The 10,459-nt window shown below is 65.7% G+C and carries 8 protein-coding genes and 1 tRNA gene; 6 read left to right on the plus strand and 3 right to left on the minus strand.

Features of this window, described 5'->3' with window-relative positions; all coding sequences use genetic code 11:
* Positions 1–122 precede the first annotated feature (122 nt).
* The 4 genes from BN10_RS15110 (at position 123) to BN10_RS15125 (ending at position 5,102) form a co-directional block, all read left to right on the plus strand.
* Positions 123–1,391 (plus strand): IS256 family transposase, encoded by a 1,269-nt coding sequence (locus BN10_RS15110; protein ID WP_010849552.1) that lies wholly within the window; start codon positions 123–125, stop codon positions 1,389–1,391.
* Between the two features lie 260 nt (positions 1,392–1,651).
* Positions 1,652–2,590, plus strand: a complete 939-nt coding sequence (locus tag BN10_RS15115) for a hypothetical protein (protein ID WP_010852110.1) — start codon at positions 1,652–1,654, stop codon at positions 2,588–2,590.
* The gene (locus tag BN10_RS15120) at positions 2,587–3,084 is read left to right on the plus strand and encodes a hypothetical protein (RefSeq protein ID WP_010852111.1); all 498 of its coding nucleotides are present in this window, start codon (positions 2,587–2,589) and stop codon (positions 3,082–3,084) included. The genes BN10_RS15115 and BN10_RS15120 overlap by 4 nt, the downstream gene beginning before the upstream one ends.
* Positions 3,081–5,102, plus strand: coding sequence for a coiled-coil domain-containing protein (locus tag BN10_RS15125; RefSeq protein ID WP_010852112.1), 2,022 nt, complete (start codon positions 3,081–3,083; stop codon positions 5,100–5,102). Before BN10_RS15120 ends, BN10_RS15125 begins: the two co-directional genes overlap by 4 nt.
* Positions 5,103–5,766: 664 nt before the next feature.
* Here BN10_RS15125 and BN10_RS15130 read toward each other — a convergent pair.
* Together BN10_RS15130 and BN10_RS15135 are read right to left on the minus strand one after the other, a co-directional pair.
* A tRNA-Pro gene (locus tag BN10_RS15130) sits at positions 5,767–5,843 on the minus strand.
* Positions 5,844–5,915: 72 nt separating this feature from the next.
* The gene (locus BN10_RS15135; RefSeq protein WP_010852113.1) at positions 5,916–6,869 is read right to left on the minus strand and encodes a metallophosphoesterase; all 954 of its coding nucleotides are present in this window, start codon (positions 6,867–6,869) and stop codon (positions 5,916–5,918) included.
* A 55-nt stretch (positions 6,870–6,924) separates the two neighbouring features.
* Here BN10_RS15135 and BN10_RS15140 point away from each other — a divergent pair, with 55 nt between their 5' ends.
* Positions 6,925–7,383, plus strand: a complete 459-nt coding sequence (locus BN10_RS15140) for a GatB/YqeY domain-containing protein (protein ID WP_010852114.1) — start codon at positions 6,925–6,927, stop codon at positions 7,381–7,383.
* A 13-nt stretch (positions 7,384–7,396) separates the two neighbouring features.
* Here the strand turns inward: BN10_RS15140 and BN10_RS15145 are convergent, their stop codons facing one another.
* The gene (locus BN10_RS15145; protein ID WP_010852115.1) at positions 7,397–9,865 is read right to left on the minus strand and encodes a penicillin-binding protein; all 2,469 of its coding nucleotides are present in this window, start codon (positions 9,863–9,865) and stop codon (positions 7,397–7,399) included.
* Positions 9,866–10,083: 218 nt separating this feature from the next.
* On the opposite strand from BN10_RS15145, the gene BN10_RS15150 reads away from it, so the two are divergent.
* Positions 10,084–10,404, plus strand: coding sequence for a WhiB family transcriptional regulator (locus BN10_RS15150; RefSeq protein ID WP_010852116.1), 321 nt, complete (start codon positions 10,084–10,086; stop codon positions 10,402–10,404).
* Positions 10,405–10,459: the final 55 nt, after the last annotated feature.

A 10,459-nucleotide genomic window follows, 5' to 3' on the forward strand; every position in this document is an offset into this window, starting at 1 on the left:
GAGTTGAGTCCGTAGCGTTGGTGTACGTCGACACCGGTGGCGTGTCCCTGCTGGATGCAGGTGCGGTCACCGCGTGATCCTTCGAGTGAACCTCTCACAGCACTCTCGAATGGAGCATCGCGATGACCGCGAACCTCAGTATCGACCCTGACGTGTTCTTGCACGAGCAGCTCGCGCAGGCCAGCCCGGACTTGATGCGTGACCTGCTCTCCACCTTCGTCAACGCCTTGTTGTCGGCGCAGGCCGACAGTGTGTGCGGCGCCGACTATGGGACCCGGTCAACCGAGCGGACGAACCGGCGCAACGGGTACCGGCATCGGGACCTGGACACTCGCACCGGCACTCTCGACATCGCGATCCCCAAGCTGCGTGAAGGCAGCTTCTTCCCGGAGTGGCTGCTGGAACGGCACCGCCGCGCTGAAGCCGCCCTGACCACCGTCGTGGCCACCTGCTACCTGCTTGGGGTCTCCACCCGCCGGATGGACAAACTGGTGCGCACGCTGGGCATCACCGGCTTGTCGAAGTCAAAGGTCTCCGAGATGGCCAAGGACCTGGACGCCCAGGTCGAGGCGTTCCGGACCCGACCCTTGGACGAGGGGCCGTACACGTTCGTGGCCGCCGACGCGCTCACGATGAAGGTGCGTGAGAACGGGCGGGTGGTCAAGGTCGCGGTCATGGTCGCCACCGGCGTCAACGCCGACGGCTACCGCGAAATCCTCGGTATCCAGTGCGCGACAACCGAATCCGGTGCGGGCTGGCTGGGGTTCTTCCGCGACCTCGTCGCCCGCGGCCTGACCAAAGAAGGCCCGGTCGGCCTGGTCACCAGTGACGCCCACACCGGCTTGGTCGAGGCCATCGGCGCGACCCTGCCAGCTGCGTCCTGGCAACGCTGCCGCACCCACTACGCCGCGAACCTCATGGCCGCGACCCCCAAATCGCAGTGGGGTTGGGTCAAAGCCCTCCTGCACTCGGTGTACGACCAACCCGACGCCCAAGCCGTCCACGCCCAGTTCGACCGCGTCCTCGAGGGGCTGCACGACAAGCTCCCCGCAGTAGCCGAGCACCTCGAGGACGCCCGCGCCGACATCCTCGCCTTCACGATCTTCCCGAAAGTGTTGTGGCGACAGATCTGGTCCAACAACCCCAACGAACGGTTGAACCGCGAGATCCGCCGGCGCACTGATGTCGTGGGCATCTTCCCCAACCGCGAAGCGATCATCCGCCTCGTCGGTGCCGTCCTGGCCGAGCAACACGACGAATGGGCCGAACAACGCCGCTACCTCGGACTCGAGGCCCTCAAACAAGCCCGCGCAGCCCTCGCCGACCGCGAGACAGTCCTCCTGACCGAGGAGGTGAACCCCGACCTGATCGCCCGCGCCATCAGCGCCTGAACATCACCATCGAACGATCACCTCGTACACCACCGCTCCGGGCTTGACCCGACCCAGTCGCAAACAGCATGGGAACAGGACGTCGTGACGGGCTTGGCAACCGCGGCTAGGCGGCAGCAGTGGCACTGGGCGGGTCTCCCCGGTGCCGTTGGGCTGAGGAGCACGAAGTCGTCCTGCCTGATTGCGTCAGGTTCCACTTGGGCTGACACGCGCGGCACGCGGCCACGGTGGAGGTGGCGCGCCTACTAGGATGCAGACCCATGACTGCCGCAGACCCTCTGCAAGGCATTCCAGCACAGCCTTCGGGGGATGACTTCGAGGCCTTCGTGTGGAGCCTATTGCAGCGTCGGTATCCGCCGGAGAAGTTGCGCTACTTCCCGGCCACCATGAGGGGCGACAAGGGGCTCGAAGGCTTCTCCACCGACGGTATTGGATATCAATGCTATGCGGATAAGGATTCCCTCACGCTGCGCGCTCGCACAGACAAGCAGAAGGCGAAACTTGTTCGCGACACGAATAAGCTGAAGAAGAACAAGGACGCACTGATGGCCCTATTGAATGGGACCGTCCTCGACCATTACTTCCTCATCGTTCCCCAGTACCACTCGACTGAAGTCATCGAGCATTCCAATAGACGAGCTGAGGTTGTCAGATCGTGGGGCCTCCCATTTATCTCTGACGTGTTCGCAATCGCACCTAAGACGCCTCAGGACTACCAAGGCCAGTATCAGGCAGCAATCCTCGACGCCGCTGCCCAAGTCAAGCTCGCCGAGCCGAATGTGAGCCCAGTGGCCGTAGACGATTTCGCCGAGCAGGAGCCGGAACTTGCTGTCACGTTGCTAGAGAAGCTGGAACGCCTGAAGGGCCACCATCCCGCAGCCGATGTAGAGATCATGCGTGCCTCCCTGACACGCTGGTTCCTCGCCAAAGAGGAGATGATGGAGGGCCTGCGGGGGATTCCGCAAACCCGTGAGGCCGTCGAGGCGCAACGCCGCTTGCGCCAAGAGATGTTGGAGTTCGAGAACGGATTCGCGGCCACGCAGCCGCACGAACGAGTGCTCCAGGTCGTCGCTGACTACGCGACACAACTGGAGGCGAACGTCGCGGGCCTAGTGACAGGAGACGCCGAGCGTCTCTCGCGCGGGCAAACGGGTGAGTGGCTGATGCGCTGCCCACTCGAGTTTCAGGCAGTGCCATGAGTGAGCTGCTCATAGAGATCGGCGATGCCGCCGTGCTCGGCTGGCTTGACGCGCCGATGAACTTCGCGGTGCGCCCCGACCCCATCTCGCCAGACTTCCGCCCAGAACGCCGTGTAGCGGTGTGCCTGCTCATTGTCGACAAGAGTCGAGCCGGAAAGGCGTCCTGGAAGGCAATGCATGTGCTCAGTTGGGCGCTCCAGTCACCCAAACGTGTCCAGATGCTGGCCAACCTCAAGAATGGGGTCAACCTGCTCGACGTGCCTGTGGTTCGGTTTGAACCCGCGCTCGACCGAGCCCTTGACCTAGCCCTGGGACTGGGGTTCTTGACGCGTGATGGCGCGGGCCCGTTCGAACTCACCATCGCGGGCAGAGAAGCGCTTGCAGAGGTGCGGGCAGCGGGAGTGCTTGAACCAGAGATTGCGGCTCTTGCGGGCGTAACCGGCAAGGTGTCGAACCGTGACGTGGAGCGTCTTCTGGAATGGCGGTCGCGATGAATCTCAAGGTGCGTCACCTGCGGCTCCGCGTCCAGACCGGGCAAGGCATGTTCGGTGCTGACATCCCGTTTAGCAATGGCCTCATGGTGGTCCGCGCGGAGAATTCGCGCGGCAAATCGACTGCCGTGCAGAGCATCCTCTTCGCGCTTGGCTTAGAACGAATGATTACGACCCAACCGGCGAGTGCCCTTACGTCCGCAATGCGTGACCGGCTGATCTATGATCCGGACACCAAAGCTGAGACGGCTGTCGTCTCTTCGCGAGTTTCGGTCTCAATCGAAGGGGTCAACGGCGAGGTTGCCACCGTGACAAGGTGGGTCGTCGACGATAAGCTGGGCCCAAACCTAGTTCGTGTCCAACACGCGCTTATCAACGACATAACGCCGCAAACGCCGGCCGACGACTACTATGTCGGGCGGCAAGGGGGAGCGTCGCGAGAGCGCGGCTTCCATGTGTGGCTGGCTGGGTTCCTCGGGTGGTCGATGCCGGAATTGCCCGCCCGTGAGGGCCGCACCTCACAGTTGTACATGGAACAGGTCTTTCCCCTGCTCTTCGTAGAACAGCGTCGCGGTTGGGGTGGCATCCAGGCGCAGATGCCCGCCTTTAGCGGAGTTACGGAGGTCCGAAAACGTGCCGTCGAATTCATCCTCGCCCTTGAGGTTGGCCAGCACGAGTTGACGCGTCAACGACTAAGGGCGCATGAAGCGGAGCTGGCTCAGGCGTGGCACCTGTCGGTCGCTGCCTTTGGACAATCCTTGACCGGCAGTGGGCTCAAGGCGCTTGGCCTCCCGGAACGCCTGCAAACGACGTGGCCGGACGAGAATCACCCTGCAGAGGTGTCCGTTTCACTTGGGGACGACACATGGCAGCCCCTGGACGAATACGTGGCTGCTGCGTCCACCGAACTGGCTCGACTCGACGCTCCCGAGACAAACCCGAGGGCCGACTCCAATGTCTCGGCACGCATCATCGAGACCCTCGATACTGCGCGCCAGGTCAGAGCTCTGGATCTCGCACTCCGTGAGGAATTGTTCCGGGACGAGACCGAGTTGCGGGCCATCGACCATCGAATCGCCTCGCTTGCCGATGATCTACGACAACATCAGGACATCGTCGTGTTGCAGGGTCTGGGCTCCTCTGTGACCGAGCAACTCGCGGCCGATTGCCCCGTATGCCATCAGCATCTTCCCGCCTCGTTGCTTCCCGGCGAGGTGCCGACTATGACCGCGTCGGAGAGCGTCGATTACATCAAGAAGCAGATCGACCTCTTCGAGGCCATGCGAAACGACGCCGAGCAAGCCGCCAGCGCCAAGCGGGAACGCTGGGTAGTGCTTCGCCAACGGGGAGACGCTCTCACGCTCCAAGTGCAGGCGTTACGTGATGATCTATCGCTTCCGACCGGTGGTCTCGCCGCTGAGAATGCTGCGCTGCGGGTTGAGCTGCGCGATCGGCTGCTGCGGCTCGAAGGCGTTGTTGAGCGCTTCGACGAATTGCAGGTGAAGCTGGAGGGCCTCGCCGCCGAGTCGGCTGCCGTAAAGGCCGCAATCAAGGACCTCCCCAAGGACGAACTGTCTGACGAAGACCGAAAGAAGTTGCGTGCTCTCCACCGCTCGTTCGTCGAGCAACTCCGGGCCTACGACTTTGGATCTTTCAGCAATGACATGGTCCAAATCGGATACGACGATTACCTACCCCGTCGAGACGACTTCGACCTTCAGGCAGACATATCTGCCTCGGACTCCGTGCGAGTTATTTGGGCTTACCTGCTGGGGCTGCTAGAAGTGGGGGAGGAATTTCACACCAATCACCCTGGGTTCGTCGTCTTCGACGAACCCAAACAGCAGAGCGCCAAGGACATCTCATTCGCCGCGTTGCTGAAACGTGCATCCAAGGGCGCGTCCAGCCGGCAGGTCATCTTCGCGACGTCTGAACCGCTGGAAACGCTGAACTCCATGTTAGAAGACGTGCCACACACGCTCCACGTCGTTGACGGCTATCTGCTCCACAAGTTGGTCTAACCCCCCGCCGGGACGCGGCCATGCGCAATCTCTGGAGGCACCCGACCTACCCCAGGAGCTGCAGGAGGCGCGCTGCAGCGGTGAGACGGGCACCTTGGAGCCGATGTGACGCGGCCTCCCGAGCAACCCGGGCAGACCTCTGGGAATCCCTCCCAAAGAGCCGACCTCGCGTTGATTCCAGCCCACGCCGTCCGGCCTGCCCTCGGCTGAGGAGCAGGCTGTCCGCGAACCCGCAGCAGGTGTGGCCACAACCGCACTGCAGGCGACCCGCGCCGGTTCGGGGGTCTTGAAGATCAGTCACCGGGGGCGTCGATCGTTTTGGTGTCGCGGCTGAGGCCCTGTCCAGCGCCGCGTCGAGCGTCGAGGGCTACGCCATGGACCACCGCCTGCCCAACGCCAGGGCAGAGCGACACACGCGACGACGCGAGGGGACAGGACGCGCGACAGCCAGGAGCTCGACGCCCTTCACGGGCTGAGCGTCCACGGCTACCATTGACGTCACGTCAGCACCTCGAGATTGCTGTCGTCCGACCCCCGGAGGTTGCCGCCTCGCGGGGGTCTTACCTGTTCGCGGCCGGAGCCCTTATGCCCCACTTGTGCCCGTGGGCGGGAGAAGCAGAAGGGCTCTGATCGCGTTTCCGCAGGTCAGAGCCCAAAAGCCAACTGGTCGGGGTGACAGGATTTGAACCTGCGACCTCTTCGTCCCGAACGAAGCGCGCTACCAAGCTGCGCCACACCCCGTGGCAATCGCCCGTCCCGACGGGAGGGCGACACCCGAGGATAGCCGACCCCGCGGCATACCCCGAAATCGGTTCAGACGCGGGGTGTGAGGGTGAGCAGGGTCGCTTCGGGGCGGCAGGCGAAGCGCACCGGGGCGTAGGGCGAGGTGCCCAGGCCGGCCGAGACGTGGAGGTATGCCGCGTGCCCCGGTGCCGCGCTCGAGGGCAGCGCGCGCCCCTCGCCCAGGCCCGCTCCGGGCCACCAACGCGACAGGCCCTTGGCGCGGGACGTGTCGAGGTCGCAGTTGGTGACGAGGGCACCGATGACCGGCAGGGCCAGCTGGCCACCGTGCGTGTGGCCGGCGATGACCAAGCCCGCGCCGTCGGCAACCATGGCGTTGAGGACGCGCTGGTAGGGCGCGTGGAGGACACCGACGGTGAGGGCTGTGTCGCCGGGAGCAGGGCCGGAGACCGAGGCATAGTCGTCGAGCTCGATGTGCGGGTCATCGACGCCGACGAGGTCGAGCGGGATCCCCTCGGCGCCCACGGCCATCGTCGTGCGGGCGTTGTCGAGGTCGACCCAACCCGAGGCCGTGAACGCAGAGCGCAACTCGTCGGTCGGCAGCATCGGGCGGACAGCCGGGGCCTTGGCGTAGCGATCGGTCAGGTAGACCGCAGGATTCTTGAAGTGCGGCGCGTAGTAGTCGTTGGACCCCATGACGAAGACACCCGGGCGCTCCATCAGCGGCTCCATCGCCCGCACCAGCGACGGCGCGGCATCCATCGCCGCGAAGTTGTCGCCGGTGTTGACCACGAGGTCCGGCTCGAGCGCATCCAGACCGCGGACCCATTCGATCTTGCGCTGCTGACGGGGCACGAGGTGCAGGTCAGAGAGTTGGAGCACCCGGAGGGGGCGGGCGTCGGCCGGCAGGACGGGGACGTCGAAGCGGCGCAGCGTGAAGAGGTTGCGCTCGACGAGGGAGGCATAGGCCGCGCCGGCGGCGCCGACTGCAGCCAGACCACCAAGGCCCGAGATGATCGGGTTCATCGACCCATTGTCCGCGACTTTCGCCCTGGGGTGGAATCCGCGGGACACTGGCACCATGACCCAGACCCGCCTCAAGGCCCGCCTGCAAGCCGACCTCCACGACGCGATGCGCGCTCGCGACAAGGTGCGCGCCGGCACGCTGCGCATGGCCCTGACGTCGGTGACCACCGCCGAGGTCGCGGGGGACGAGGCGCGCGAGCTCTCTGACGATGAAGTTCTCAAGGTGCTGGCCAAGGAGGCCAAGAAGCGCAAGGAGGCGGCCGCGGCATACCTGGAGGCGAAGCGGCCCGAGCTCGCGGCGACCGAGGAGGCCGAGTTGACGATCCTCGAGGGCTACCTCCCCGCGCAACTCTCCGAGGCCGAGCTCGCCGACATCGTGGCGCGCGCGGTGGCGTCGACGGGCGCGAGCGGTATGCCGCAGATGGGCGCGGTCATGAAGGTTGCCCAAGGGGAGGTTGCCGGACGCGCCGACGGCGGCCGCGTGGCGGCCGCCGTCAGGAGTGCGCTCGGGTAGGTGAGCCGCGGGCTCAGCCCACGGTCAGCCCGGAGGGCGGTGGGATCCCGGGTCCGTTGCCGTTCCCATGGCCATTCCCATTGCCGTTGCCGTTGGAATTGCCGTTGCCGTTTCCGGTGCCACCCCCGGCCGCGGTGGGTGGCGGTTCTGCCGGTGGGGCCTCGGGATCGGGTGCCGGCGCCGGCGCCGGTCCGGAGGAGATCATGATCCCCACTGCGGAGCCCTTGACGGCCTTGCCGGAGGGGTTGGTGCCGGCCACCAGGCCACGACGGACCGAACTGCTCACCTGACCGCGGACGTAACCAGTGAAGCCTGCGGCGCGCAGGGTCTCGATCGCCTGCGCCTGGGTCATGCCCGCGACTCGGGGGATCGTCACCTGTTCGCCGTTGACCACTGTCGGGCTGGGGTTGGTGAAGTCGACGACCGGCATACCCTCACTGGCTTGGGCCATGATCTTGCCCCAGACGGGTGCGGCGATCGTGCCACCGAAGACATTGCCCTGGCACCTGTAGATGCCGAAACACTTTCCGTTGAGGGTGTACGCCCTGCGGGTCTGCTCGTCGGCCGGGATGACGTTGCCGATCCACACCGCCGTCGACAACTGGGGGGTGTACCCGACGAACCAGGACTGGTTGTGATCGTTGGTCGTGCCCGTCTTTCCGGCGGCCGGTCGGCTCCAGTTCCACGATCCCGCGGCGGTGCCGTCCTTGAGCGGGCCTTCGAGCAGTTGGTTGACGCCGTCGGCGACCTCCGGGGGGATCACCTGGCTGCACGGCGGCTGCGGGATCGCGATCGGCTTGTCGTCCGGGGTGGTGATCGAGGTGATCGGGAAGGGCTCGCAGTAGACGCCGCGCGCAGCGAGGGTGGCGTAGGACGACGCGATGGTCATGGGGGTCGTCGTCCCGGCGCCGAGGGTGATCGCCGAGATGACGCCCTCGATGGGCTGCCCGTCACTGGAGTGCAGTCCCATCTTGGTCATGGTGTCGCGGACCGAGCAGCCGCCCAGGCTCAGGGTGAGCGCGGCGAAGGCGGTGTTGATCGACTGGCTGGTCGCCTTCTGCAGTGACATCTCGCCGCCGACCGAGTAGTCGTTCTCGACCTCCCACGGCTTGTCCATGCCGCAGTCGTCGATGACCTGGTCCTTGGTGAAGGCGTAGGGCTTGGTGGGGCTGGCCTGCGGCGCGTAGATCTCGCTGTTGAGCGGCATACCGCGTTCGAGGGCCGTCACGAGTGCGTAGGCCTTCGCTGTGGATCCGAACTGCCAGCCGTAGCGGGCCCCGCCGTACTGGAAGTCGGCATTCCACACGACCTGGGTGGTGTTGAAGTCCGAGGACTGTGCCATCGCCAGCACCTTGCCGGTGCCGGGCTCGATCACCGTGGCCGCCCCACCGAGGTTCTGGTCGTTGCCGATCGGCACCGCCTCGGTGACGCGCTGGACCGCGATCGACTGCATGGTGGGGTTGAGGGTGGTGCGGATCTTCAGGCCGCCCTGGTTGATGTTCTTGAGTCGCTCGGCCGGGGTCGCACCCAGCACGGCCATCTGCGGGGACTTCTCCAGCCAAGCCATCACGTAGGCGCAGAAGTAGGGCTCCGAGGAGCGGTGGCAGACGCCCTTGGCCTCCTTCTTGTGCAGCATCGACGTGACGTCCACGGCCTTGGCGGCGGCGACCTCCTCAGGGGTGGCGACCTTGAGCTCCTCCATCCGGGTGAGCACGAGGTCACGCCGTTGCTGGGCGTTCTCCGGGTTGAGCACCGGGTTGAACTTGGTCGGCTGCTGGACGATGCCCGCGAGCAGGGCGGCCTGGCCGAGGTCGAGGTCGGAGGCGGGGATGCCGTAGTAGTTCTGGGAAGCCGCTTCGACGCCGTAGGCCTGGTCGCCGTAGTAGACGAGGTTGAGGTAGCCGGCGAGGATCTGGTCCTTGGTGAAGTTCTGCTCGACGTTCATCGCGTACTTCAACTCTTGGAGCTTGCGCATGTAGTTCTTCGCGGTGGCGGCCTGCGCGGCCTCCTTGTCGCCGCTGCGCAGAGCGTTTTCCTGGAGGGTGATCTTGACGTACTGCTGCGTGAGGGTCGAGGCACCCTGGACGTCGCCTCCGGAGAAGTTCGACACCAGCGCGCGCGTGAAACCGCGCAGGTCGAGCCCGCCGTGTTGGTAGAAGCGCGAGTCCTCGATGGCGATCTGAGCCTTCTGCATCCAGGGGGAGATCTTCGCCAGGGGGACGATGATGCGGTTCTCGTCGTAGGGGTTGGCGATGGTGCCGCCCGCTGCGTCGTAGATGACCGACTGCTGGGCCAGGGGGTTGATCTCGAAGTCGCTCGGCAGGTCGTTGAAGGCCGCGACCCCGCCCTTGGCCGCTGTCCCCATGGCGCCGACGGCGGGGATGGCGATGCCGGCGGCGAGCAGGCCGGCGATCACGCTGAGCACGGCGAAGCCCGCGAGCAGGCGCAGCACGGCGGACAGGTTCTGGGCACGACCTTGCATGAGCGCAAGAGTAACCCGGGTGACTGTGCCGGACCCGCCCCTCGCGACGGTCCCGCACGATCGATCGGGCCCTCCCATCCGGGGGACGGTGCCGGAATGACTAGTCATTTCGGGTCAGGGAGGGCTACCCGGCCTCGCCATTCACCTCGCGACCCCGTCCGTCGAAACTCGGCACAGGTCTGTATGCCGCATGGCGGCCGATGGAGGGACACGAAGGTATGACGCTCGCCCCACTCGCACCCCGCGTGCTCAGCACCTGGGTGGCGGACTGGGCACAACAAGGCAGTTGTGCCAACCAGGATCCGGACGCCTTGTTCGTCAAGGGCAAGGCGCAGCGCAGCGCCAAACTCGTCTGCCGCTCCTGCCCGGTCGTGGCCGAGTGCCTGGCCGACGCGCTCGACAGCCGCACAGACTTCGGTGTCTGGGGCGGGATGACCCAGCGTGAGCGGCGCGCCCTGCTGCGCAGTCGCCCGGACGTCGAGTCCTGGGCCGCCCTGCTCGCTGCGGTGAAGGACGGCAAGGCGCAGGGCGGCTGCTGACACCCACCCCGCCGCCACCCCAACCTGCCACCCCAACTTCTGCGTGACGCGGAAG

Origin of the sequence: Phycicoccus elongatus Lp2, from assembly GCF_000367525.1 — a bacterium.
Lineage (GTDB): Bacteria > Actinomycetota > Actinomycetes > Actinomycetales > Dermatophilaceae > Phycicoccus_A > Phycicoccus_A elongatus.

Coding starts and splice junctions, on each gene's coding strand:
- BN10_RS15125 (WP_010852112.1), top strand. CDS start 3,081: ATGAATCTCAAGGTGCGTCACCTGCGGCTCCGCGTCCAGACCGGGCAA.
- BN10_RS15145 (WP_010852115.1), bottom strand. CDS start 9,865: ATGCAAGGTCGTGCCCAGAACCTGTCCGCCGTGCTGCGCCTGCTCGCG.
- BN10_RS15150 (WP_010852116.1), top strand. CDS start 10,084: ATGACGCTCGCCCCACTCGCACCCCGCGTGCTCAGCACCTGGGTGGCG.
- BN10_RS15140 (WP_010852114.1), top strand. CDS start 6,925: ATGACCCAGACCCGCCTCAAGGCCCGCCTGCAAGCCGACCTCCACGAC.
- BN10_RS15135 (WP_010852113.1), bottom strand. CDS start 6,869: ATGAACCCGATCATCTCGGGCCTTGGTGGTCTGGCTGCAGTCGGCGCC.
- BN10_RS15120 (WP_010852111.1), top strand. CDS start 2,587: ATGAGTGAGCTGCTCATAGAGATCGGCGATGCCGCCGTGCTCGGCTGG.
- BN10_RS15115 (WP_010852110.1), top strand. CDS start 1,652: ATGACTGCCGCAGACCCTCTGCAAGGCATTCCAGCACAGCCTTCGGGG.
- BN10_RS15110 (WP_010849552.1), top strand. CDS start 123: ATGACCGCGAACCTCAGTATCGACCCTGACGTGTTCTTGCACGAGCAG.